22 protein-coding genes are annotated in these 26,098 nt (G+C 44.9%); 11 read left to right on the top strand and 11 right to left on the bottom strand.

The features are described from left to right. Together AB4232_RS02530 and speA are read right to left on the bottom strand one after the other, a co-directional pair. Window positions 1–338: arginase family protein (locus AB4232_RS02530; RefSeq protein ID WP_372086015.1), on the bottom strand; the 338-nt coding region annotated here is incomplete at its 3' end. Continuing rightward, window positions 338–2,245: an arginine decarboxylase gene (gene speA, locus AB4232_RS02535; RefSeq protein WP_065680285.1), complete on the bottom strand. Its 1,908-nt coding sequence runs from the start codon at window positions 2,243–2,245 to the stop codon at window positions 338–340. The genes speA and AB4232_RS02530, both read right to left, overlap by 1 nt. 547 nt (window positions 2,246–2,792) lie before the next feature. Here speA and AB4232_RS02540 point away from each other — a divergent pair. The 4 genes from AB4232_RS02540 (at window position 2,793) to AB4232_RS02555 (ending at window position 8,211) form a co-directional block, all read left to right on the top strand. Next, window positions 2,793–4,229: a coniferyl aldehyde dehydrogenase gene (locus AB4232_RS02540; protein ID WP_102257337.1), complete on the top strand. Its 1,437-nt coding sequence runs from the start codon at window positions 2,793–2,795 to the stop codon at window positions 4,227–4,229. Further along, window positions 4,226–4,804 (top strand): TetR/AcrR family transcriptional regulator, encoded by a 579-nt coding sequence (locus AB4232_RS02545; protein WP_135383892.1) that lies wholly within the window; start codon window positions 4,226–4,228, stop codon window positions 4,802–4,804. The genes AB4232_RS02540 and AB4232_RS02545 overlap by 4 nt, the downstream gene beginning before the upstream one ends. Window positions 4,805–5,283: 479 nt before the next feature. Next, a complete protein-coding gene (locus AB4232_RS02550; RefSeq protein WP_372086019.1) occupies window positions 5,284–6,858 on the top strand; it encodes an ABC-F family ATP-binding cassette domain-containing protein in 1,575 nt (524 codons plus the stop codon). Window positions 6,859–6,972: 114 nt separating this feature from the next. Next, window positions 6,973–8,211, top strand: a complete 1,239-nt coding sequence (locus tag AB4232_RS02555; protein WP_372086021.1) for a leucine-rich repeat-containing protein kinase family protein — start codon at window positions 6,973–6,975, stop codon at window positions 8,209–8,211. 105 nt (window positions 8,212–8,316) lie between these two features. On the opposite strand, the gene AB4232_RS02560 is transcribed toward AB4232_RS02555, so the two are convergent. The 7 genes from AB4232_RS02560 to AB4232_RS02590 all read right to left on the bottom strand — a co-directional run bounded on the left by AB4232_RS02560 (window position 8,317) and on the right by AB4232_RS02590 (window position 13,583). Continuing rightward, window positions 8,317–8,751: a hypothetical protein gene (locus tag AB4232_RS02560; RefSeq protein WP_135383895.1), complete on the bottom strand. Its 435-nt coding sequence runs from the start codon at window positions 8,749–8,751 to the stop codon at window positions 8,317–8,319. A 40-nt stretch (window positions 8,752–8,791) separates the two neighbouring features. After that, complete coding sequence (gene yqfB / locus AB4232_RS02565) at window positions 8,792–9,109, bottom strand: N(4)-acetylcytidine aminohydrolase (protein WP_372086023.1); 318 nt, start codon at window positions 9,107–9,109, stop codon at window positions 8,792–8,794. A 168-nt stretch (window positions 9,110–9,277) separates the two neighbouring features. Beyond that, a complete protein-coding gene (gene rplT / locus AB4232_RS02570; protein WP_004733517.1) occupies window positions 9,278–9,631 on the bottom strand; it encodes a 50S ribosomal protein L20 in 354 nt (117 codons plus the stop codon). 42 nt (window positions 9,632–9,673) lie between these two features. Beyond that, window positions 9,674–9,868, bottom strand: coding sequence for a 50S ribosomal protein L35 (rpmI, locus tag AB4232_RS02575; protein ID WP_004738430.1), 195 nt, complete (start codon window positions 9,866–9,868; stop codon window positions 9,674–9,676). Between the two features lie 104 nt (window positions 9,869–9,972). Then, window positions 9,973–10,524, bottom strand: a complete 552-nt coding sequence (gene infC / locus AB4232_RS02580; RefSeq protein WP_077680304.1) for a translation initiation factor IF-3 — start codon at window positions 10,522–10,524, stop codon at window positions 9,973–9,975. Window positions 10,525–10,526: 2 nt separating this feature from the next. Continuing rightward, entirely contained in the window at window positions 10,527–12,455 is a 1,929-nt protein-coding gene (gene thrS, locus AB4232_RS02585; RefSeq protein ID WP_029223062.1) for a threonine--tRNA ligase, read from the bottom strand. A 384-nt stretch (window positions 12,456–12,839) separates the two neighbouring features. Next, window positions 12,840–13,583, bottom strand: coding sequence for a sporulation protein (locus tag AB4232_RS02590; RefSeq protein ID WP_372086025.1), 744 nt, complete (start codon window positions 13,581–13,583; stop codon window positions 12,840–12,842). Window positions 13,584–13,764: 181 nt separating this feature from the next. On the opposite strand from AB4232_RS02590, the gene hutC reads away from it, so the two are divergent. The 7 genes from hutC (at window position 13,765) to AB4232_RS02625 (ending at window position 22,299) form a co-directional block, all read left to right on the top strand. Further along, window positions 13,765–14,478, top strand: coding sequence for a histidine utilization repressor (hutC, locus tag AB4232_RS02595; RefSeq protein ID WP_102308268.1), 714 nt, complete (start codon window positions 13,765–13,767; stop codon window positions 14,476–14,478). A 113-nt stretch (window positions 14,479–14,591) separates the two neighbouring features. Continuing rightward, a complete protein-coding gene (gene hutI, locus AB4232_RS02600) occupies window positions 14,592–15,842 on the top strand; it encodes an imidazolonepropionase (RefSeq protein ID WP_372086028.1) in 1,251 nt (416 codons plus the stop codon). Beyond that, a complete protein-coding gene (hutG, locus tag AB4232_RS02605) occupies window positions 15,829–16,893 on the top strand; it encodes a formimidoylglutamase (RefSeq protein WP_372086030.1) in 1,065 nt (354 codons plus the stop codon). Before hutI ends, hutG begins: the two co-directional genes overlap by 14 nt. Before the next feature lie 90 nt (window positions 16,894–16,983). Continuing rightward, window positions 16,984–18,678 (top strand): urocanate hydratase, encoded by a 1,695-nt coding sequence (hutU, locus tag AB4232_RS02610; RefSeq protein ID WP_372086033.1) that lies wholly within the window; start codon window positions 16,984–16,986, stop codon window positions 18,676–18,678. A 14-nt stretch (window positions 18,679–18,692) separates the two neighbouring features. Further along, on the top strand, window positions 18,693–20,225 hold the full coding sequence (hutH, locus tag AB4232_RS02615; RefSeq protein WP_372086035.1) for a histidine ammonia-lyase: 1,533 nt from the start codon (window positions 18,693–18,695) through the stop codon (window positions 20,223–20,225). 123 nt (window positions 20,226–20,348) lie between these two features. Then, on the top strand, window positions 20,349–21,407 hold the full coding sequence (locus tag AB4232_RS02620; protein ID WP_372086037.1) for a histidine ammonia-lyase: 1,059 nt from the start codon (window positions 20,349–20,351) through the stop codon (window positions 21,405–21,407). Between the two features lie 166 nt (window positions 21,408–21,573). After that, on the top strand, window positions 21,574–22,299 hold the full coding sequence (locus AB4232_RS02625) for a DUF3581 domain-containing protein (RefSeq protein WP_010438254.1): 726 nt from the start codon (window positions 21,574–21,576) through the stop codon (window positions 22,297–22,299). Between the two features lie 138 nt (window positions 22,300–22,437). Here the strand turns inward: AB4232_RS02625 and AB4232_RS02630 are convergent, their stop codons facing one another. After that, window positions 22,438–22,899 (bottom strand): isoprenylcysteine carboxylmethyltransferase family protein, encoded by a 462-nt coding sequence (locus AB4232_RS02630; protein ID WP_012603712.1) that lies wholly within the window; start codon window positions 22,897–22,899, stop codon window positions 22,438–22,440. A 66-nt stretch (window positions 22,900–22,965) separates the two neighbouring features. After that, complete coding sequence (locus tag AB4232_RS02635) at window positions 22,966–26,001, bottom strand: FAD-binding and (Fe-S)-binding domain-containing protein (protein ID WP_372086039.1); 3,036 nt, start codon at window positions 25,999–26,001, stop codon at window positions 22,966–22,968. Between the last annotated feature and the right edge of the window lie 97 nt (window positions 26,002–26,098).

A 26,098-nucleotide genomic window follows, 5' to 3' on the forward strand; every position in this document is an offset into this window, starting at 1 on the left:
AGAATCGCATCAGCGGCTGCTTCTAAACGCTGAGTTAAGTCTTCAGCATCACCGCAATCAAACACAAGATCGCCAGCATCAATCACCGAGGTGTGTTCAAATACATTGAAGTCCCAAGGGAATTTTTTGCCTTCCCACGCCAAGTTTACCGACGCACGACGAATCGCATCAGGCCCCATGCGAGCACCCGGGCGGCCTGATGTCGCCATATCTAACGGCGCGCCCAACACAACCACGTCAGCGTCGTTATCGATTGGGTTCTGCACCAGTGGACGACGCATAAACGTCATCGCATTGGAATACAGCGAGTAATCTGGTTTGGTAAATAGATCGTTCATTAAAAATCCTCAAGATAGGTGTAACCCATCAAGCCTTGCTCTAACTCTTCAAGTACGCTTTGTTGCTCTTGTGCTGGTACTTTCGCCGTGACCAAATCTTTGTAGTTCTGACGAATCAGATCCGTATCAATGTGAACATAACGCATCATGTCTTCAACCGTATCGCCTTCATTGATGTAGTCGATATTCGCTTGGCCACTTTCATCAACATTCACCACTACACTGTGGGTATCACCAAATAGGTTATGCATATCACCCAAGATCTCTTGGTATGCGCCTACTAAGAAAAAGCCCATCAGGTATGGTTCATCAGGGTTCCATGCCGGCACTGGCAGCGTTGTTTCAATACCTTGACCGTCTACGTACTGATCAATCGTACCGTCAGAATCACATGTGATATCCAGTACTACAGCGCGTCGCTCATCCGCATTATCCAAACCACTTAGAGGCAATACAGGGAACACCTGATCGATACCCCAAGCATCTGGCAACGATTGGAACAGCGAGAAGTTCACGAAAAACTTATCAGCCAAACGCTCGCTCAACTCATCCAAAATAGGACGGTGGTAACGGTTCTTAGTGCTCATTCGAGAGCTAAGTTCGTAGTTAATGCGCAAAGACATCTGCTCTGCCCAAGCACGGTGCTGAAGGTTCAGCATACCCGTCGCAAATTGGTTGTGTGCTTCTGCGATATCACTTTGCGTGTCGTTGTAGATCTCAATCAGCGCGCGGTCATCATTACCCGCATCTAGCTCTAAGAAATTCTTCCACATGTTGTTTAGCAACATTGGTGCGTCAGCTTCAGGCGCAGCCATATCTTCCGGAGAATAGCTTTCTGTACCGATCACGTTAGTAACAAGCACAGCGTGATGCGCAGTCAACGAACGACCAGATTCAGAAATGATCACAGGTTGCGGCTGATTGTAGAGCTTACAAATATCCCCTACTGTCATTACGATGTTGCGAGCGTACTCAAGCAAGCCGTAGTTCATTGAGTTTGAAGACTGGCTACGTGTGCCGTCGTAATCAACCGCCAAACCACCACCAACATCTAAGTACTTCAATTGAGCACCGATATCGCGCAGTTCACAGTAGAAACGAGCCGCTTCGCTCACACCATTTCGCACATCACGAATATTGGCCATTTGTGAACCAAGATGGAAATGCACTAACTCTAGAACATCGAGTTGATCTTCTGCTTTCAAGCGTTCAATAACGGTCAATACTTGTGATGCAGACAAACCGAATTTCGACTTCTCACCACCACTTGCTTGCCATTTACCTGCACCTTGAGATGCAAGACGAATGCGTAGACCTAAACGAGGTTTCACGCCAAGCGCTTTCGCTTCAGAAAGAACAAGATCAAGCTCAGATAGCTTCTCTAGAACGATAAATACTTTATGACCCAGCTTTTCGCCAATAAGAGCAAGACGGATGTATTCTCTGTCTTTGTAACCGTTACACACGATCACCGAGCTCGCTTTTTGAGCCAGTGCCAATACCGCTAATAGTTCAGGCTTGCTGCCCGCCTCTAGGCCTAGCTGCTTTTGCTCTAATTGAGCTTGGCTCGCTAAGATCTCATCAACCACTTCTTTTTGTTGGTTAACTTTAATCGGGTAAACAAGCAAGTAACGGTTGTCATACTGATATTCATCGATCGCTTGGTTAAATGCGTTACAGATATTGTGCACACGTTGATGCACTATTTGAGGAAAACGCACAAGAGCAGGCAAACCAATATTTCTCTGCTCTAACTGTTTTACGATCTGACTTAGCGGAACTTGATGATCGGTTTCGCTCGGTGATACATACACCTCGCCATTATCATCAATTCCATAAAAACCTTGGCTCCAGTGCTTTACATTATACTCAGCACGGATGCGTTCCAAATTAACCGAATTTTCCAATTCTAGAGACCTCACACTATAGGGCCATCGACAGAAGATACCTCATTGGAATAGCGAGGTATAACCCAACAAAAAACGTTCGAAAACGATTTGTTGGCTGCATTAACCGATATTATTAAGAGTGAGTCCAACCATTGATATTTGTGGTTACGATTACGTTTTTTTATCGTCGACCCGACTTAAAGTGACAGGTAAGGTATTACAAGGTTTTAGGCCAAAAAACAGGCTGAAGCGCATTAGATTTAAAGCACTTTCTAACAAAGAATCAGGTGAATAAAATACCAAAGACACATAAAATTCTTAGCTAATCTGGTCAGGGTTGTGACAAATATGCGCACTTCCCAATCTGAACTCTCGCTATCACAAACACAACTTGTATCCCGTGATTCGATACCTATAAACACTTCGTTCTTCCAACTAAAACTCGCTCACTTCAATGTTGTAGCCGCTCAATTATTGAACTTTTCTCGTGCATATCTTGTATTCGATTCGATCTTCTTGTAAATTCAACCGACCAATCGGTCAGCTTTCGAATTTAGGGAATACTATGAGCCATAATCTAGACCTTGAACCAAACACGTCGAGCATCAACGACATGGATCAAATGTTCAACCGACAAAAAGATCACTACCGCTGTAATGTTAATCCAACGCTTGAGCAGAGAAGAAAAAACCTCTCAGAATTAAAAGCGTTGCTAATGCGCTATCAAGAGCAGTTGATTGAGGCAGTATCTGAAGATTATGGCCATCGAGCAAAACACGACAGCTTGATTGCTGATATCACCCCTTCTCTTCACCAGATCAATTACAGCCTGAAGAACCTTAAGAAATGGTTGAAGCCATCTCGCAGAAAAGCAGGCTTAATGCTGACACCCGCGAAGATCACGATTCATTATCAACCAGTTGGTGTTGTCGGTATCATTGTTCCTTGGAACTTCCCGGTGATGCTCTCTTTAGGTCCTCTCATCACGGCGCTGGCGGCAGGTAATACTGCAATGCTCAAGATGTCTGAGTTCACTCCAGTGACCAACCGAGTTTTAAAAGCTATGCTGGCCGAAGGCTTTAGTGAAGATCAAGTCGCGATTATCGAAGGCGAAGCTGACGTTTCCGCTAAATTTAGCCAGCTCCCGTTTGACCATATTCTATTTACTGGCTCGACCTCTGTGGGTAAGCACGTCATGAGAGCAGCAGCCGATAACTTAACGCCTGTAACCTTGGAATTGGGCGGCAAGTCTCCAACGATTATTGCTCCCGACTTTGATGTGGCTGACGCCGTTGAACGCATCCTGTTTGCAAAAAGCTTGAACGCTGGCCAGATTTGCGTGGCGCCCGATTACATCTTATTACCACGAGAAAAAGTCGACGCGTTCATCACAGCTTATAAGCTGTACTTCAAAAAGCTGTATAAAGCAGGCATTGAGAGCAAAGACTTAACTTCAGTGATCGATATGCGTCAATACAATCGTTTGAAGGGAGTGATTACAGATGCTCAATCTAAAGGCGCAGTTGTTCACACTGTCACCGAGCAAGCACAAGACGATGTGAACCACAGAATGACGCCACACCTTCTAACCGAAGTGAACGACGACATGCTCGCAATGCAAGAAGAGTTGTTTGGCCCCGTACTGCCTATCGTTCCTTATGATTCTATTGAAGAAGCGATCAGCTACATCACAACAAGAGAACGTCCGCTTGCTTTGTACCTGATGAGTCATGATAAGCAGACTCAAGATCTAATCTTATCGAGCACGCACTCTGGCGGCGTGTGTATTAATGATTCTTTGGTGCATGTGGCTGCAGAAGACGCGCCGTTCGGTGGTATAGGCCCTTCAGGCATGGGACACTACCATGGCATTGAAGGCTTTAAGACCTTTAGTCATGCTAAAACCGTTCTAAGTAGAGGTAAAATTAACTTCACCAAGTTAATGCACCCTCCTTACAACAACCCAATTAAAAAGATTCTGTTCAAAGTACTAAATAGATGATTACGAAAAGGCAAAAAATCCTAGATGCTGCGCTCCTGCTCTTCTCTCAGCAAGGGCTAGAGGGCACATCTACCGGACAAATAGCGAAAACGGCAGGTGTGGCAAAGGCAACGCTGTTCCATCACTTTGAGAACAAATCTCTACTGATTGATGAACTGTTTCGTGAACTGAAAATAGAGCTATTTTCTACCCTTGACCAGCACACAGAAATCGCTGAACAAGATCGCTACCAAGCCTTTAAGTTCATGTGGATTACAGGGCTTGAATGGGCGTTAGAAAATCCAGTTGCGATGAAGTTCTTCACCAATGTTCATTTCGACCCGACGACTCAAACTCGAGAAGTGATTGTTTCAAAGATGTTCGCATCGTTAGACGAGATCATTTTGAAAGGACAAGAAGCTGGTGAACTGATGGTGTTAGACATCAACCTTGTTAGGCACTTCATCCATAGCCATTTTTTGATTTGTGCAAACTGGTTGATTGAGCAGAATGAGTTACCACCAGAGCAGTCAGGCAAATACATCAGCGATAGCTTTGACATGTGTTGGCGAGCTGTCGGCGGACAAAACCTGTAATTTCCACATTCGTTGAAGCCCTTGCTTTCAAAGAACACTCTAAAGCGCCTCATGGTTATAAATAGGCGCTTTAATTATTTGGATACATTTTAATCACATCACCATATTGACTTTAAGCACTCTCTTTCAGTAACATCCCACCATCATTTCAAAAGAGAATAACGCCATAATGAAGTACTAACATCCTGACATCCGATTTATTTTTATAAAAATCATTTGGACACTCGGGGTTAGTGGGCGTTACTTCGTCATCTATTTTCGCGACAAATCAAGTTCTTAAAGATCCGTATTTTGACAACATGTATCTTGCAGAACTGTACCTCAAAGACAGAAATTATCTCAGCGCAGCTTTTCTATCTTTGATTGGTCATCTACCTAAGTAACGTCTTGGCGATCTATTCTTAGACTCCTATGTTGGAGTCTATGTAGAAAAGCGCCTCACCCCTTTTACTCGTTTACACGTAAAGGGAGGTATTTTTATGCCTACTATATTAGCCAACAATCTCTCATTCCAGCTCGATACTGGTGAGTGGTTATTCAAAGACATCACCTTTAATCTGAACACGCGCCTTACAGGTCTAGTTGGAAGAAATGGAGCTGGGAAGTCACTACTGCTTTCGTTACTGGTCGGGCAAACACAACCCACATCAGGCAGTGTTTCCAGACAAGGCTCGATCGGCTTTTACTCCCAGTTACCTTCAAAGCTATTAGATAGCACAACCAGCATTGCTGACTTCTTGGGGATCATAGAAAAGCTAGACGCATTACACGCCATAGAACAAGGCAGCTGCGAACTTCAGCACTTCAATATCGTTGGCGAGGATTGGGATTTACAAGCGAACACAAAGCAACTTTTAGCCACATTGAAAATAACCAATGGGTTGACCACGCCTTGCCATACATTGAGCGGTGGGCAACTCGCCCTTTTACAGCTTCACCGGTTATTCGCATCAAACCACAACATACTGATTCTCGACGAACCTACAAATCATTTAGATAGCGACGGCCGCAATTGGTTACTGGAACAGTGCCAGTTGTTTGAAGGAAAAGTGCTTGTCGTCAGTCACGATCGAAGCTTATTGAGACACATGGAAGGGATCTATCACCTCAACAGTTTGGGCATGCGTTTCTATAACGGGAATTACGATGATTACTTCACGCAAATGTCGAGTCAAAGTGAAGCACTGGACAAGCAGATAACGCATCATCAATCGGAAAAGAAACGACTCGAGCGCCAAGCTCAGACTAACAAGGAAAAAGCCCAACAACGTGAGTCTCAAGGTAACCGACTCCGAAAATCGGGTAGCCAACCCAAGATATTATTGGATGCAATGAAAGATAAAGCAGGGCGAACCCAAGGTGCATCGGCAACAAGCCACAAGAACTTAAAGGATCAAAACCAACATAAACTTCAATCTCTTCAAGAACAACAAGAACAACTGAAGCCGCAAGCGTTGTACCTACAACAAGCGAATCGTTCTAAAAAACACTCACTATTAACCGTTGAAGAGTGTCGCCTAAGTTTTGGTTCTGGTGCTCCTATTAGCTTCTCTCTATCACAAGGAGAACGATGTTATCTAACTGGGGCTAATGGGTGCGGAAAATCGACACTGTTAAAAGCCATTCACGGCCAACACTCGAACTATATCGGGCCCATTAAGCGCTTAGGAGCGACCGTATACTTGGATCAACACTTTGGCCTGTTAGACACCAACGACACCATGTTCGATAGTTTGATGACACACAGCTTTGGGTTAACAGAAAGTGACGCTCGAACCTTGTTGGCAGGGATTGGGTTCAGACGAGACTCTGTATACCGAAAAGTGGCACATTTAAGTGGTGGTGAAAAAATGAAACTGGCGATGTTGATCGTTAGCCACAAGCAAGACTCCCCGCTTCTATTACTCGATGAGCCAGACAACCACCTAGACATCGACTCAAAGCAAATATTGGCGTCCGCTTTACGTGAATACCAAGGTGCATTTATCTTAGTGAGTCATGACAGCGACTTTGTTGAGGAGGTCGGTGTCAGCCGAAACCATATACGACTTTAACCTTTGTAAAATCGTTCACTTAGTTTAGTTAAGCGAGCATCGTTCCGGTGCTCGCCTTTCTTGATTGAGACAAGTAAACTACGCGCCTCGAACATCTATTCATAAGGCTAAGGTTTGCATACTCTAGAACAATTAAAATCAGGGCAACTTAAAGGTATTAAACGCTTAAAACTGTCAGAAGGTCTCACCGAGTTTCCTTTAGAGATTTTGGAACTTGCTGATTCTCTTGAGATCCTAGACCTTTCAGGCAATCAGCTGTCAGATCTACCAGAAGAGTTATCACAGCTGACTAACCTGCGTATTATCTTCGCGTCGAATAACCTGTTCACGCACCTGCCTGATGTTCTGGGGTTACTTCCTAAGCTTGAAATGGTTGGCTTCAAAACCAACCAAATCAAAACCGTTAGCGAGCAGTCTCTACCGATTCAACTACGTTGGTTAATCCTGACCGACAATGAGATCGAGGTTCTGCCTAGCTCGCTAGGTGAAAGACCACGACTACAGAAACTGGCATTAGCAGGCAACAAGATTCGCGTTTTGCCAGAAAGCATGGAAAACCTATCAAGCCTTGAGCTAGTTCGTCTGTCTGCAAACCAACTGACTGAATTCCCAGAGTTCCTTATCAAGCTACCAAAACTGGCTTGGTTAGCGTTTGCGGGTAACCCGTTTTGCAAACACCCAAGCAGCTTAGATAGCGTGCCTGCCGTAAGCTCACAATGCTACTCACTCAATCAAGTGCTGGGCCAAGGTGCGTCTGGGGTAATTTCTCATGCTAACTGGTTAAATCGTGACTTTGATTTCCCACAAGAAGTGGCGGTTAAAGTATTCAAAGGCGAAGTAACAAGCGACGGTTACCCACACGATGAACTCGAAGCGTGCCTTCAAGCTGGTCATCATAGCAACCTAGTGAAGTCTATCGCTCAAGTTGATGAAGAGAACTACCTAGCATTGGTGATGGAGCTTATCCCAAGCAACTATTACAACCTAGGCTTGCCCCCTACTCTTGAAAGCTGTACTCGCGATACATTCAACGAAGGTTTTAAGCTTTCAATTACACAGATCAATAGCATTACCGAACAAATGATTGATGTGTTTGAACACCTTCATGCCAATAAGGTTTGTCACGGTGACTTGTATGCGCACAACACCCTAGTCAATGAGCAAGGCCAAATGATCTTTGGCGATTTTGGAGCAGCGACTATCTACGGTTATCTGACTGAAGAGCAGCAACAAGGCATTCGTCGAATTGAAGCGCGTGCACTGAAGTACTTTATTGAAGACCTATTGACCGTATGTACAAAGCAAGACCAAGACAGCGATCTTTATACTCGATTGGCGAACTTCGAAGCTTAATGGCCTAACTTAATAGCGCGTTGATTAGAAGTACTCAGTCGAATTGAAAACAACAAAGCCAACATCACTGTTGGCTTTTTATTTGCTCATAAAACGAATCAGCGTTTAGCTTTCAACTTGAACAAGCTTCAAGTACGAATGTAGCTCACCGTTCTTATACTCAACCGCAGAATGGATATTAAGGTCTTTACACGCGACAACATCAAACTGGTAACGATTGTCACCTTTATTGATTTCGACTTGCAGCAGCCCGCTTTTCAGCAACCAATGACCTTGGGTTTCAAATCGGTCAAACAAACGATATTCCGTTAGACTACCATCAGAATGAAAGTGAACCTCGGTAATGTACCCTGCTGGGCAACTTTTTACCCAAGTCCGCCCTAAGACATCTTCTTCAACAAAGTTTCTTTTGCTCTCGCACCACTTTAAATAATCGGCACTCTCGCTCAGTTCACTATCAAGGTCATTCTTAGAATGTAACGTTTGCTCTTGCTGTTCACGACAGTAAAGCTGAAGCAGTGTCTGCTGGTTATTACTCATTAATCGCCATCCCTAGCTAGTCAATCTAATCCAATCAGGCTTAAGCTACCAACTCATAAGAGACAACATACAGTTCAGAGATCCCTGGGTAGATATCTTGAATCACACCCTTGAGGACTTCTAGCGTCATGTTCTCTTGCTCCGCATGGAACTCACCTAAGTCATCAAACAAGATTGGTTCTACACTAATGATCTTAAGATTACAGAATACACGTCCCTGCTCTAGCGTTGATACTTCTACAACGCTACCTGGCTGGTAATTGCGCTCAGATTCATCGCGAATAGTAATCGTCTTCTTGCCAGAAAGGATGTCAGTTTCAAAACGTTCGAAGAACGTCATAGTAGTCGGTGCGGTCATTTATCTCGGTCGCTTAACATTTAAAGGTTAGGTAAATGTTTATATACCAGAATGCTTGTTCAAGCGAATAAAAATTAGATGCGAGAGAATGCGGCAAAGCCAAATAGCAGGCAATAAAAAAGGAGAACCGAAGTTCTCCTTTTATTAAACCTTTAAGCTAACTCTAAATTATAGAGATGCTTTCGCTTTTTCAACTAGAACAGCAAATGCTGCTTTGTCGAATACTGCGATGTCAGCAAGAATCTTACGGTCGATCTCGATAGATGCTTTCTTAAGGCCATTGATGAAACGGCTGTAAGATAGACCATTTTGACGAGATGCCGCGTTGATACGTGCAATCCAAAGTTGACGGAATTGACGTTTCTTGTTGCGACGGTCACGGTAAGCGTATTGACCAGCTTTGGTAACTGCTTGGAAAGCTACGCGGTAAACACGTGAACGTGCTCCGTAGTAACCTTTAGCTTGTTTTAGAACTTTCTTATGACGTGCACGAGCTTGTACACCACGTTTTACGCGAGGCATTATGCTTCTCCTAAACTAAACGAATTTATAAACTAAAAAGAATTAAGCGTATGGCATCATACGTAGAACTTGAGCAACTTCACATTTAGGAAGGATCGAGTTCGGACGTAGCTGACGCTTGTTCTTAGTAGTACGCTTAGTCAGGATGTGACGTTTACCAGCGTGCTTAAACTTAATACCACCAGCAGTTTTCTGGAAACGCTTAGCAGCACCTTTGTTGGTTTTCATCTTAGGCATGATGAATAACTCCGCATTGTTGAGTTGTTAATAACATAGTAATCAGGGCGAATAAAACCCCGCAACCTGAGGCTGCAGGGTTTAATTACTTGCAAAGCCGTTAATTACTTCTTTTTAGGGGCCAACACCATGATCATCTGGCGACCTTCAATTCTCGTTGGGAAAGATTCGACAACTGCAAATTCTTCAGTATCTACTTTCAAACGATTAAGAACGTCAACACCGATTTCTTGGTGAGCCATTTCGCGGCCACGGAAGCGAATTGTTACCTTCACTTTGTTGCCGTCTTCAAGGAAACCAGTCAGGTTGCGTAGTTTTACCTGATAGTCTCCAATATCAGTTCCAGGTCGGAATTTAATTTCCTTGATCTGAACCTGCTTTTGCTTTTTCTTCTGCTCTTTCGCAGCTTTGCTCTTCTCGAAGAGGAACTTACCGTAGTCCATCACACGACAAACTGGCGGCTCGGCGTTAGGGCTGATCTCTACAAGATCCATACCAGCTTCATTTGCAGCTTCCATCGCTTCAGCGATTGTTACTACACCAACAGCTTCGCCGTCTGCGCCAGTTAGACGCACTTCACGAACGCCACGAATGTCACCGTTTAAACGGTGCTGGTTTTGTTTGGCCGGTTGTTGGCCACGTCTTCCGCCTTTAATAGCTATTCCTCCAGATTGAGCTTACGGCTTGAAACCTCGGCTTGGATGTATGAAATAAAGTCATCCACTTTAAATTTGCCAAGGTCCTTACCTTTACGTGTACGTACTGCAATTTCGCCGGCTTCCATTTCTTGGTCACCACACACAAGCATGAACGGTACACGTTTCAAAGTATGTTCGCGGATTTTAAAGCCAATCTTCTCATTTCTCAAGTCTGCTTTGACTCTAAATCCACTTTTTTGCAGTTTTTTCGCAATTTCTTGTACATATTCAGACTGTTTGTCTGTAATGCCCATAACAATTGCTTGTTCTGGCGCCAACCACGTTGGGAAGAAGCCAGCGTATTCTTCAATAAGAATACCGATGAAGCGTTCTAGTGAACCTAAAATCGCGCGGTGAATCATAACTGGCGTGTGACGCTCGTTATCTTCACCTACGTAAGTTGCACCTAAACGTTCTGGTAATGCAAAATCGAGCTGCACTGTACCACATTGCCATGCGCGGTCCAAACAATCATGCAAAGTAAATTCAATCTTAGGTCCGTAGAACGCACCCTCGCCTTCTTGAATCTCGTATGCAATCTCCATCGCCTCAAGCGCTTGCTTAAGATCGGCCTCTGCACGGTCCCACATTTCGTCTGAACCTACACGCTGTTCTGGACGAGTAGATAGCTTAACAACAATGTTTTCGAAACCGAAAGTTGTGTAAGTATCGTAAACCATTTCAATACAAGCTTTAACTTCTTGCTGAACTTGGTCTTCAGTACAGAATACGTGAGCATCATCTTGAGTGAAGCCACGAACACGCATAATGCCGTGAAGTGCGCCAGACGGCTCGTTACGGTGACATGAGCCAAACTCAGCCATACGTAGCGGTAGATCACGGTAAGATTTCAAACCTTGGTTAAAGATTTGAACGTGACCAGGACAGTTCATTGGCTTGATCGCGTATTCACGGTTCTCTGAAGAAGTCGTGAACATCGCTTCAGCGTACTTATCCCAGTGACCAGAACGTTCCCAAAGAACACGGTCCATCATTAATGGGCCTTTTACTTCTTGGTAATCGTACTCAGTCAGCTTCTGACGAATAAATACTTCTAGCTCACGGAAGATAGTCCAACCGTTGTGATGCCAGAACACCATGCCTGGTGCTTCTTGCTGCATGTGGAATAGATCTAAGTGCTTGCCGATTTTACGGTGATCACGCTTAGCCGCTTCTTCTAGGCGCACTAGGTGAGCCTTAAGCGCTTTTTTGTCGTGGAATGCAGTGCCGTAGATACGTTGAAGCATCTTGTTGTCACTGTTACCACGCCAGTAAGCACCCGCTACGTTAAGTAGCGTGAAGTGTTGGCAGAAGCCCATATGTGGAACGTGTGGACCACGACACATATCGATGTATTCTTCATGATGGTACAGGCCTGGACGATCGTCTTTAGAAACGTTCTCGTCCAAGATTTCGATTTTGTAAGTCTCGCCGCGAGCTTCGAATGCGTCACGCGCTTCCTGCCAGCTAACTTTCTTCTTAACAACCTGATATTTGGTCTTCGCTAGCTCTTTCATACGCTTTTCAATCTTTTCTAGATCTTCTTGCGTTAGAGAGTGCTCAAGGTCAATATCGTAGTAGAAACCGTTATCGATGGTAGGACCGATCGCCATTTTCGCTTCTGGAAAAAGCTGCTTAATCGCGTGACCTAAAAGGTGAGCACAAGAGTGACGAACGATCTCAAGGCCATCAACTTCATCTTTAGCAGTGATGATTTCTAGGCTTGCATCGTTTTCGATAAGATCACAAGCATCAACACGCTCGCCATCTACACGACCAGCAATGGTTGCTTTCGCAAGACCAGGACCGATTGATAGGGCAACATCTAGAGTTGATACAGGGTTGTCAAATTGACGCTGACTACCGTCAGGAAGAGTAATAATTGGCATTATTTGTCCTTTACAGTGGTGTTGCACACCAAGCAACACATGAAAATGTTTAATATATGTTTTTCAACCAACAAGTATGTTGATCGGAGATATATGCATAATAAAGATACCCACATAGAAGCAAATACAGATGCCCCATTTGTGAGTAGCCGAACATTGTAACGAAATTATATGAAATGACAATGTTAGTCCCACAGCGCCACAAAAACTACATAACTTAAATGTCTCTTCTATACAGGGCCTTCTAACACCCTAAGCTAACGTTCAATGATTGATTCTTTGTCTTTATTTACAAACAAAAAAGCCGAACAGTTAAGTTCGGCTATGGAAATCGTACTATCTTGTTTCTATTAATAGAAAAAGCGACTACTAACAGAAAGGCAACTACGCACTCATGATTCTTGAGACTGCGTTGCGAATGTCAGAATCGGCCGCGTTAGCAGGCAAGCTGAATGAGACATATTGATCGCCACGGAAGCTCATTGAACGGTCGATTTCTGCTAAGCAGTGAACCATTGAGCCTTCAACGATGAATGACAGCTCGATCTCCTTGTTGTTCATGAAGCCGCCGCTACGAAATTCAATCTCTTGGTAACAGCCAGAGCGAGAAGCAAAGCTGTTGCCTTTCAAGAAGCCCTTCTCTACATCAGCTTTCACCATTGCCATACCCGATGCTTCGACACCTTGGATGATTTTAGCGACTGTTGGCAATGGGTGTACGGAGATGAAGTCGCGGTCTTTAGGATCAATCGCAAAGCCGATATCTAGATTGGTTTCAACCCACACATGGCATTGGTTCATTTGTGCATTCAACGCAGTGACTGGCGTTTCATCGTTTAACTTAATACGGAATGGAACCAGTTTGGTTTCACCCGGTTGGATAACGAAAGGCTCTACGGCTTGAATACGACCCAGTGAAAAGGTTTCGTAACTGGTGCTGTCTTCCGTTTCTACTTTTACTTCTGTGTTAAGAACCAAGTTGATCAGGTCAATTTGTTGCTCAACGTCGCCACCAACAATGTGAACATTGCCAGACAACTCTCCACCTTGGAAAACTTCAATATTATCTAAGACGGTATCAACTTTTGCTGCACCGATGCCCAACGAGGCCTTTAATTTCTTAAACATATTATTTCTCTTTCTAATTATCTGATTTACGAATAGTTATTGCGTGACAATTTGCGACACTTGCCTCACAGAATCAAGCAATTTGCCCCATCTATGTTGAATAAGGTCACATTGCCCGAGGAAATGTTGAAATCGTGAAAAATTCCGTTACTCTATTTGTATAGTCAAATAAGGTTTCATTATGTCGAAAGCGCCGCTCTACCTTCAGATAAAACAGTTCATAGACGACAATATCACCAGTGGTCACTGGCCAGTGGGTTACCAGATAACCACAGAGCTTGAACTCACCGAGCAGTTCAATGTGAGTCGAATGACGGTCAATAAAGCCATTCGAGATCTGGTGTCTGAAGGCAAGCTCATTAGGAAGCCAAGGCTAGGTACTTTTGTTTGTGAACCCGACGAAAAAGCGCAATCTCCCCTGCTTGATATCAACAACATCGCGCAAGAGATCAAAGACAGAGGCCAAACGTATGCTAGCCAAGTTATCAAACACGATAGCATTAAGGCTGATGAAAGCACCGCCACACGGTTAGGCGTAATGATTAACGCAGAGGTATTCTATAGTGAAATCATCCACTTTGCGGACAACGCACCAATACAATTGGAAGCGCGTTGGGTGAACTCTCAAGCCGCTCCAAAATACCTAGAGCAAGACTTTTCAACCTCGACACCCAATGAATACCTTTCAAAAAGCTGCCCGTTGAGTGCTATCGAACACACGGTTGAAGCCATTATTCCTGACTCTCAAATCAGAACGTCACTAAAGCTTTCTGAATCAGAGCCTTGCCTTCTTTTGAATAGAAGAACATGGAGCAAAGAGCGCCTAATCAGCTTTGCATTGCTCTACCATCCTGGCTCTAAGTACAAATTAAGCTCCAAGATACTTCTAGATTAAAGAACATCATCCTGATCGCCGATCACATTTTTGCAACATCAACTTGATTCGGGTCAGCGTTTAGCCTATTTATTTGTATATACATTTAATGTTTAGCAAAGATCTAGGTGATTATGAATTTGATCCTCAAAAACGCACGAGTGGTCTCCATGAGTTCGGGAGCCGATGGCTATCAGCCCTCTTCCCCTCAAGATATCGTTATCGAAAGCGGTAAAATCGTGTCCATCTCTTGTTCAAACCACGAGGTACTTGCTTCTGAATTAGAACAAATAAGTGTTGATGGTTCTTTGGATTACATCACCTATGATTGCAAGAACAAGCTAGTAACACCTGGGTTAATTGATTGCCACACTCATCTCGTATTTGCGGGTAATCGCGCCAACGAGTTTGAGCAGCGTTTGAATGGTGTGTCTTACACCGACATCGCCAAACAAAGCGGCGGCATTCTGGCGACAGTAACCGCGACCCGCGCAGCGCAAGAATCCGAACTGGTTGAAATGGCTTTACCTAGACTCGATGGCCTGCTACGAAGCGGCGTAACCAGCATTGAAGTAAAATCTGGCTATGGTTTAACACTTGAAGATGAGCTCAAGATGTTACGCGCAGCTAAAGCGTTAGAGAACCATCGCCGAATTAAGATCACCACCACTCTCCTTGCAGCCCATGCTGTGCCACCTGAATATAAAGAACAACCGGACAGCTATATCGATCTGGTTTGCCAAGAGATCATTCCTAAAGCTGCAGAGCAAGGCCTAGCCGATGCGGTTGACGTGTTCTGTGAATCTATCGGCTTCAACCTTGAACAAACCGAACGTGTATTTGCAGCAGCCAAAGAACACGGACTAGCGATTAAAGGCCACACAGAACAGCTTTCAAATATGGGCGGCAGCGCGCTCGCAGCTAAATACGGTGCACTCTCTGTCGATCATGTTGAGTACCTTGATGAAACCGGAGTCAAGGCACTAGCGGAATCAGGCACAGTTGCGACCTTGCTACCCGGCGCTTTCTATTTCCTTAAAGAGACTCAACAACCACCCGTTGCCCTGCTTCGTGAACACAACATTCCAATGGCGATCGCGACCGACTTAAACCCCGGCACGTCTCCCTTTGCTGATTTAACGCTGATGATGAACATGAGCTGCACCTTATTTGGCACGACGCCTGAAGAAGCGCTGCGCGGTGTGACTAGTCATGCTGCGGCTGCCATTGGCGACTCACAAACTAAAGGCAAAATTGAAATTGGTTATGCCGCTGATTTAGCTATCTGGGATATCGAGCACCCTGCCGATCTAAGCTATCAAGTCGGTGTTCCTCATCTTCATAAACGCATTGTTAATGGCGAGGTGTGTCATGACTCAATCTAATTCCAACGGCATTCAAAAGAACTCAGAAGCCGTACATAACTTCGTGTGGACGGGACGTAATGATCTTGAAGATGGCGCACTAGGTACACGCGTTCATCACATTACCAAACAAGTGCAACATAGTGACTTAAGTGACGAGCTTAATGACCGCGCCATCGCCTTGGTAGGCTTTGCCAGCGATGCTGGTGTTGCAAGAAACAAAGGTCGAGTGGGCGCGAAACAAGCACCTGACCTGATTCGCCAAGCTCTGGCGAATATGGCTTGGCACAGTGACACTCACATCGCGGACCTGGGTGATATCGAGTGCAATGATGGTCAATTGGAAGTCAGCCAAAAACAGTGTGCTTCTGTGATTGCCAATGCTCTATCAACTAACAAAGTGATTACCCTTGGCGGTGGTCACGAAGTGGCTTGGGCATCGTTCCAAGGCCTCGCGGAACATTTACATAAAGCAGAACGCCTTCATAAAACTGAACGTATTGATAAAGATCAGCCAATACACAAACCTAAGATCGGCATCGTTAACTTTGATGCTCACTTTGATCTTCGTGAATTTGAAAGCGACATCGCTGATGTTAAACCCAGTTCAGGTACGCCTTTTAATCAAATCAGCGATTACTGCCACAAGCATCAATGGCCGTTTCATTACGCTTGTCTTGGCGTTAGCGCAGCCAGTAATACCAAAGCGCTGTTTAACAAAGCTGACCAACTGGGCGTGTGGTATGAACATGACCGCAACATGACCCAAGTGAACCAAGTCGCTCAACTGGTTAAGTTGCAAAAATTCATCGCTGAATGTGATTACCTCTATCTCACCATTGATCTAGATGTATTCCCAGCAGCGACTGCGCCGGGTGTAAGTGCACCAGCGGCAAGAGGCGTGAGCTATGAAGCACTCGCTCCTTTTCTAGAACAGATTTTCCAACACAGCGAAAAACTCATTATCGCGGACATTGCGGAATACAACCCAGACTACGACGTCGATGGCCAAACGGCTCGATTGGCGGCACGTTTGTGTTGGGATATAGCCAGTGCAATGGCCAGCGACTAATCCAGCTATACCGATAACTACAACTACAACTACAACTACAACTACAACTACAACTACAACGATATAACGTGAAACAGAAGGAATTCCAAAATGACGGAACACCACAACAGTGACCCTCGTCTCGACACGACACGCGAAATTCGCGCACCTCATGGCACCACTTTGCGCGCTAAATCTTGGTTAACAGAAGCACCACTGCGTATGCTGATGAACAACCTAGACCCTGATGTGGCAGAACACCCACATTCACTGGTTGTGTATGGCGGTATCGGTCGCGCGGCGCGTGATTGGAAATGTTATGACAAGATTGTTGAAGTATTAGAGCGTTTAGAAGACGACCAAACGTTACTTGTTCAATCAGGTAAACCTGTAGGTGTGTTCCCGACTCATAAAAACGCACCCCGCGTACTGATCGCGAATTCTAACCTTGTTCCACACTGGGCGAACTGGGAGCACTTCAACGAGCTCGATAAAGAAGGCTTGATGATGTACGGCCAGATGACCGCAGGCAGCTGGATTTACATTGGCTCTCAAGGCATCGTTCAAGGCACTTATGAAACGTTTGTTGCTATCGCGAAGAAGCACTTTCAAGGCGAAGCAAACGGCAAATGGGTTCTAACGGGTGGTCTTGGCGGCATGGGTGGTGCTCAACCTCTCGCAGCTACAATGGCTGGCTTCTCGATGATTGCGGTTGAATGTGATGAATCACGAATCGACTACCGCTTGCGTACTGGCTATGTCGACAAAAAAGCCACCAGCATAGATGAAGCGATGGCAATGATTAAAGAATCAGACACACCAATCTCTGTTGGCCTACTCGGTAACGCAGCAGACGTATTCCCAGAGCTTGTTGAACGCAATATCACGCCTGACGTAGTGACTGACCAAACCTCTGCCCACGATCCGCTGAACGGATACTTGCCGCAAGGTTGGACGATGGAGAAAGCAGCACAAGAACGAACCATTGATGAAGCTAAAGTAGTGAAAGCCGCTAAGCAGTCCATGGCCATTCAAGTACAAGCTATGCTAGATCTTCAGTACCGTGGCGCTGCGACCGTAGATTACGGCAACAACATTCGCCAAATGGCACTGGAAGAAGGCGTAGAAAACGCATTTGATTTCCCAGGTTTCGTTCCTGCTTATATTCGTCCTCTGTTCTGTGAAGGCATCGGTCCGTTCCGTTGGGCTGCCCTTTCTGGCGACCCAGAAGACATCTACAAAACAGACCAAAAAGTAAAAGAACTGATTCCTGACAACCCACATCTACATAACTGGCTAGATATGGCGCGTGAACGCATTCAGTTCCAAGGCCTACCAGCTCGTATCTGTTGGGTTGGATTGAAAGATCGTGAACGTTTAGGCCAAGCATTCAATGAAATGGTTAAAAATGGCGAACTGAAAGCACCCGTTGTTATCGGTCGTGACCACCTAGATTCAGGCTCAGTCGCAAGCCCGAACCGCGAAACAGAAGGCATGATGGATGGCTCAGATGCTGTATCAGATTGGCCTCTATTGAACGCTCTGTTAAATACTGCAGGCGGCGCAACATGGGTTTCTCTACACCACGGTGGCGGTGTTGGAATGGGCTTCTCGCAACACTCAGGAATGGTGATTTGTTGTGACGGCAGTGAAGATGCATCACAGCGCATTGCTCGTGTACTTCACAATGATCCGGCCACTGGCGTTATGCGTCATGCTGATGCGGGTTACGATATTGCCAAGCAGTGTGCTAAAGAGCAGAAGCTTGATTTACCTATGCTAAACGAAGAACTTCGTCGCCTTTAATGTCTGGAGAAAACATGTTGAATTTATTACTTAAACCAGGACTTCTAGGCCTACCTGAACTGCGTAAGATTAGCCGTAGCCCTGTGAACTTATCACTTGATCCAGCAGCGATTCCAGATATTGAAGCGAGCATGCACGTTGTCGAGCAAGTGATTGCTGAAGATCGCACCGTGTATGGCATCAATACAGGTTTTGGCTTATTAGCGAATACCAAAATAGCCCCTGAAGATTTAGAAGTACTACAGAAAAGTATCGTACTTTCTCACGCGGCGGGCATTGGTAAATTCATGTCTGATGAAACTGTGCGCTTGATGATGGTGCTAAAGATTAACAGCTTGTCTCGTGGCTACTCGGGTATCCGCCTCAAAGTGATTAATGCCCTTATCGATCTTGTGAACGCACAGGTTTACCCATGTGTTCCACAAAAAGGATCTGTGGGTGCTTCAGGAGATCTTGCTCCCCTCGCCCACATGAGTACGGTACTGCTAGGTGAAGGCCAAGCGCGCCACAACGGCAAGATTATCACTGGCTTAGAAGCAATGCAGATCGCAGGTCTAGAGCCAATCACACTTGCACCTAAAGAAGGTTTAGCTCTGTTAAACGGTACTCAGGCATCAACTGCATTTGCATTAGAAGGTCTGTTTGCAGCCGAAGACTTGTTTGCGTCTGCAACCGTGTGTGGTGCAATGTCTGTAGAAGCTGCGCTGGGTAGCCGTCGTCCGTTTGATCCGCGTATTCACCGCGTTCGTGGTCATCGTGGCCAAATGGATGCAGCACTTGCTTACCGTCATATGCTTGATCAAAAGAGTGAGATTGGTGAATCACATACTTGCTGTGAAAAGGTTCAAGACCCTTACTCGCTGCGTTGCCAACCTCAAGTGATGGGTGCTTGTTTGCAGCAGATTCGTAACTCAGCAGAGACCTTAACGATTGAAGCAAATGCCGTATCCGACAACCCGCTTGTTTTCGCTGATGATGGCGACATCATTTCAGGCGGTAACTTCCACGCAGAGCCCGTCGCAATGGCAGCAGATAACCTTGCACTAGCGATAGCTGAAATCGGTAGCTTGTCAGAACGTAGAATGGCGCTGCTGATTGATAGCGCACTAAGCAAACTTCCACCTTTCTTGGTCGATAACGGCGGCGTGAACTCTGGCTTTATGATTGCTCAAGTAACATCAGCAGCATTAGCAAGTGAGAACAAAACCTTGGCTCATCCGGCTTCAATAGACAGCCTGCCTACTTCTGCAAACCAAGAAGACCACGTCTCAATGGCCACCTTTGCCGCTCGTAGGCTTAGATACATGGCTGAAAACACCCGTGGGATATTGGCAGTAGAATATTTAGCAGCAGCACAAGGGCTAGACTTCCGCGCTCCGAATCTATCTTCTCCTCGTGTGGAAGAAGCGAAACAGATTCTGCGTGAAAAAGTCAGCTTCTACGATAAAGACCGATATTTTGCACCGGATATTGAACAAGCTAACCAGTTGCTCAAGTTATCCGTTCATAACCACTTAATGCCAGAAGGTACGCTGTCAAGTTTTTAATACTTTCCGTATACTGGGCTGTACTCTCGTTACAGCCCACTTATCCATAAAAATGAATACACTTATTGATAGGAATGATACTATCCGAAAAATCATCACTCACTGTCGGAAAGTTCATTACCAATGATAACAAAAAAATCCCCAATCCTGCTTACAACAGCCCTTATCAGCACCTTATTCTTAGCCGGCTGTGGGTCTGACTCAAGCAATAAAGCACCCGCAAAACCTACGACTCCTACGACTCCTACGACTCCTACGACTCCTACGACTCCTACGTTAACGAAAGTCGCGACCTATACCAGCATTAAAAACTGTTCAACTGCTGCTGAAGTGCCAAACTGTGCTTTTGAAAAAGGTATTTACATTCTGCCGATTGGTCCAAACATTACTCAAGTTCAGCAAGATGCCGTAAAACTGCAAGTCGAAAATTTGCTTAAATGGGCTCATGATGATGTGAGAAAACAGTTTAGCCAGAAAAAAATACTCATTGGCATAACAGAAGGAGAACCAGATCCTTCTACAGCTCATGGTAAATTCGTGCTTGCACTTGCACAAAATATGTATGCGAGCACCCCTAACATCAATGGTTTAGAGCTTATTTATACTGACCTGTCAGGCGTAGATGAAACAAAAAGCACCACGACATATCAAAAACTACTGCAAGTTTTCGATTACTACGTTGATGGTGACAACAATACAGCCGTTGGTGCTGAATTGGCCAAAAGCTACGATGGCTTCAAAACTCTCATCAATAAGAAAATAGGAACAGGTACACAAGCTTTAGGTTATCTAAAATACGATGAATGTAACTACGGCAACGGGCAGTTAGGTGCAGATCGTATTGATGGTACTCCAAGCAAATGTCTCTCAAGTAATGGTACAAGTATTAATGACGATGGTGATGACATTTCGAATGGCAAATTAGACTCAGTCCATACTGTCAAAAAGAACCTCAACCCAGGCGCATTTTTAGGATTGGTTTACGAATACAAAGTGAACCCTGCTAACGGTAAGTTCCCGAATGAGCTGAAAGACGCAAACCAGCCAAAAGGCTTTACTGCGGTCGGTAAAATCGCAAGTGGTGAAACAACAACCGCTAATTACCCATTTAACTATGCGAACCTTGCTTTTACACCAATGAGTGATTATTTAGATAAGTGGTTCTTCCCTAATAAAAAATAAGCTTATATAAATAAAGGTCTAGATTTTCTAGACCTTTATTATTTTTCTCACCAGCCCGCCTTCTCATCAATCTCCCTCCTTTTCGGCCCTCGTAAACTGGATAGACCATTAAAACCAAGTTAGTTAGCTATAATCCCCGCCAGATTTGATGACTAATAGCGATACTATGTTTCTGACACCTTACTTTTCTACTGAAGACAATCAATTTCAATTCACTCGTGAACAGGCTAGCCACTTTGCTAAAAAAGTAGCTGCTGACTTCAACCCAATTCACGATGAAGACAACAAGCGCTTCTGCGTGCCTGGCGATCTTTTGTTTGCAGTACTTCTGCAAAAAGAAGGCATCAGCCAAAAAATGCGTTTTGATTTTTCAGGTATGGTGGGTAACGGTATTGCGCTAAGCGTTGACAACAAGTGTGAGAAAGAAAGCTCACTGGTTGACGAGAAAGGCAAAGAGTACCTACACATGTCTTGTGAAGGTGAAAAGAGCCACGATCAAGCATTCATCGAACACGTAGTAACAAACTACGTTAAGTTCTCAGGCATGAACTTCCCACACATCATGGTTCCTCTTATGGAAGAACAACAAATGATGATCAACTGCCAACGTCCTCTTGTGATTTACGAGAGCATGGAAGTTGAATTTACTCGTCTAGACCTATCTCACCCAGAAGTTGAATTCTCAGGTGCGACTTTTGATGTTGAAGGCAAGCGTGGCATCGTGACACTGAACTTTGATTTCAAAGAAGACGGTGAAGTAGTCGGTAAAGGCGTGAAACGCATGGTAGCAAGTGGCCTTAAGCCATACGACCAAGCTTCTGTAGACGACCTAGTAAACCGCTTCAACGAACGTAAAGAGATGTTTCTAGCTCAGTTCGCAGCTGCCGCTTAATCAGCATCCTTATTTACATCACTTGATGTAAACAGCTAAAAACAAGATCAATAAAGCCCAGCTTGGTATCACAAGCTGGGCTTTTTCATTTCGATGACTAATGACATCAAGTCACTCAAGCCTGTATTCAAGTCAGAACTAAATCCAGCGCCTAACCTTTTGTTTGTAATCAACATATTCCGCACCGAACAATTGCTCTAGAGCGCGTTCTTCTGGCTTAATTTGGAACTGATTCATGTAGATTACGAATACAAAACTGAGTAAGACACTGAACAGGTTTTGGAAGAAGTAGCCAAAACAAAACAGTAGGATAAATAGCCCTAGATACATTGGGTTTCGCGTGTAGCCAAAGATTCCACTGTCCACAACTGCAGAAGCGGTGTCGACTTTGATCGGATTAACGGTGGTTTTCTGTTTGCGAAACTCCCATATGCCTGATATTCCAATAACACCACTCAAGACAATCCCGATACCGAGCACAACCATTCGATAAGGCAGTGCCAATGTTCCTTGGCTCAACTGCTGAGCGCAGAAGTATGATGCTACGAATACAATAATGAACAGTGCAACGGGTGGTACTTTTAATTCTAGAAATTTCATACTTTTCCTTATTAACATTCCTTTGTTAGTTTAGAAAAAAGCCCAGCAATTGCTGGGCTAAATGTATTAAAGAATTTTTGCTAGCGCTTGTAATGGGTGAGCAAGCTTCTCACCTTCAAAACGCTTCACTTGGCTACGGCAAGAATAACCCGTCACCAAACAACGATCTTTTGGTAAGTCCTGCATTTGAGGCTTCCAGCTTAAACCGTATATATCTTTCGACATTTGTAGCTTATCGACTTCATGCCCGAAGGTGCCCGCCATGCCACAACAGCCGACCGGAACGCTGGTTAACGCAGCACCAAAGTGCTTGAAGATAGTACCCCACTCTTTTTCAGCGTTCGGCATTTTGGTTTTCTCAGTACAGTGAGCAAACAAGTACCACATATCTTCACTTGCTGAGCGTGCTTCGAACTCACCTAACGATGGCATTAACCATTCATGCACGGTAAGCACATCAAAGTCGCCACGCTTGTCACCTAAGATCTCAACGTATTCATCGCGGTAACAAAGCACAAGAGCAGGATCAACACCCACCAAAGGAATACCGATATCAGCAACCATCGACAAGAAATCCGATGTTGATTTCGCTTCACGTGCAAAACGATTTAAGAAGCCTTTAATGTGCAGAGCTTTACCATTTGGCTTAAACGGCAGCAACACCGGAGTTTTACCAAGTTTTTGAGCCAGAGTGACGAAGTCTTCAATCACCTCCGCATCATAGAAGCTAGTGAACGGGTCTTGAACGATCAGCACATGCTGTTTCTTCTCTTCAGAAGACAAGCCTTCTAAGTACTGTAAGTCGAAGAGTTGCAGCTCTTTGCTCGCCAGACGATTTTTAAGTGTAGGTACCGACATCAAAGGAGCATCAACATAACCGACCGTCTTAGCCGTTGCCGTTTGTATCCACTTTTGACCCAATGCAGCGTTCACTACTTTTGGCGCTTTCGCCATCAGCGGCAGCATGGTTTCAATGTTAGCGACTAAATAGTCTTTTGCTGGGCGCTGGTAACGCGAATAGTAGATGTTTAAGAATCGAGAACGGAAACTTGGTACATCAACTTTAATAGGACACTGGCTCGCACACGCTTTACACGCCAAACAACCGTTCATCGCTTCATGAACTTCATGTGAGAAATCGTACTCATGGCGTTTGTTCATCGTGTTACGAACACGTTCCACCATGGTTTTAATCGGAGTATTGTCCTTCAGCGCTTCTTGCTCTAAATCGAGAATATCGACGCCTTGTTCCGTTAACTGACGCAACCATTCACGAACCAAGCCTGCACGGCCCTTTGGTGAATGACGACGGTCAGCCGTGACTTTCATCGAAGGACACATTGGCGAACTCGTATCGTAGTTGAAACACAAGCCGTTACCATTACATTCCATCGCTTGCTTGAAGCTATCACGGACTTGTACGTCGATCTGACGATCGTAGAAACCACGCTTGGTATCAGTGACTTTCACCAACTCAGCATCACTTTCTAACGGCGTACAGATCTTGCCTGGGTTCATCTTGTTATGCGGGTCAAATGCCGCTTTAACTCGTCTTAATTCGGTAAACAGCTCTTCACCAAAGAAGTCAGGACCATACTCAGAACGGAAGCCTTTACCGTGTTCACCCCACATCAAGCCGCCGTATTTAGCCACCAGCTTAACCACTTCATCAGAGACTTCATGCATCAATGCTTCTTGCATCGGATCACACAAATCTAAAGCAGGACGAACGTGCAGTACGCCCGCATCCACGTGACCAAACATGCCGTAGTTCAACTCTTTTGAATCGAGTAATACTCTAAATTCAGAGATGAAGTCGGCCAAGTTTTCTGGTGGTACACAGGTATCTTCAGCAAAAGCGACTGGCTTAGCTCGGCCTTTCGCCGCACCTAATAGACCTACCGCTTTCTTACGCATGTTGTAGATTCGGCCAATGCTCGCCAAATCACTGCACACTTGGAAGCCAATCACACCCGCGTCTTCAGTTTCTACCATGCTTTCAAGCTGTGCGGTCAGCGCTTGAACTTGTTGTTCAACTTCCGCTTCATCTTGGCCTGCAAACTCAACCATGTTGATACCAAGCATCTCTTTATTTGGAACATCCATAAGCAAATCGCTCACGGTGTGCCAAACAATGTCCTGTTTCGCTAGGTTCAATACTCTTGAGTCAACGGTTTCAACAGACAGCGCTTTCGCTTCTACCATGAACGGCGCATTACGCAGTGCAGAATCGAACGTGTTGTATTTCACGTTAACCAACGTTCGTGCTTTTGGAATCGGCGTGAGGTTCAGCTTTGCTTCAGTGATGAATGCTAATGAACCTTCTGCACCACATAGAACACGAGTCAGGTCAAAGCTATCGTCTTCTTCGTTGATTGCGTTCTTTAAATCGTAACCAGTTAAGAAGCGGTTCAATGGTGGGAATTTATTAAGAATTTGAGCGCGCTTATCTCGACAAACGGCTTCAGTTACTGCAAGGGCATGGTGAGCAAATTCACCTTCAGCAGGTAAGCCGTGTGATAAATCGGATTCGAGACATGAACCATCTGCGAAGACCGCTTGCAGCGACAACACATGGTCAGACGTTTTACCGTACTTCAATGAACCTTGGCCCGAAGCATCGGTATTGATCATGCCACCTAAGGTTGCTCGGTTACTGGTAGAAAGGTCTGGAGAGAAAAAGTAACCATACGGACGCACAGCATCGTTCAATTGGTCTTTAACGATACCTGACTGAACTCTTACCCAGCCTTCTTGCTCGTTAATCTCAAGAACCTTGTTCATATAACGAGACAGGTCAACCACGACGCCTTTTGTTAAAGACTGTCCGTTGGTACCGGTACCACCGCCACGAGGGGAAAAGGTCACGCGTTCGTAAGCAGATTTTGCACCCACTTTACCGATCAACACAACGTCTTGAGTTGTTTTAGGGAGAATGACTGCCTGCGGCAATTGCTGATAGACACTGTTATCAGTCGCCGCAGCCAAACGGCTAGAATATTGAGATTCAATGTCGCCAGTAAAGCCCGCTGTTTTTAGTTCATCTAAAAAGCGTACGACAACTGGATCGACATCAGCATTGAGTTGAAGTCTTGGTAACATTTGCTTCCTGCCCCTACTTCGCTGATCCTATCAGCATTGGGTTATCTGAGATTTTTAATATTTTTCTTTGAATTTCGTCACTTTACTACTATTAAGA

Source organism: Vibrio sp. 10N.286.46.A8, from assembly GCF_041470165.1.
Classification (GTDB): Bacteria; Pseudomonadota; Gammaproteobacteria; order Enterobacterales; family Vibrionaceae; genus Vibrio; species Vibrio tasmaniensis_A.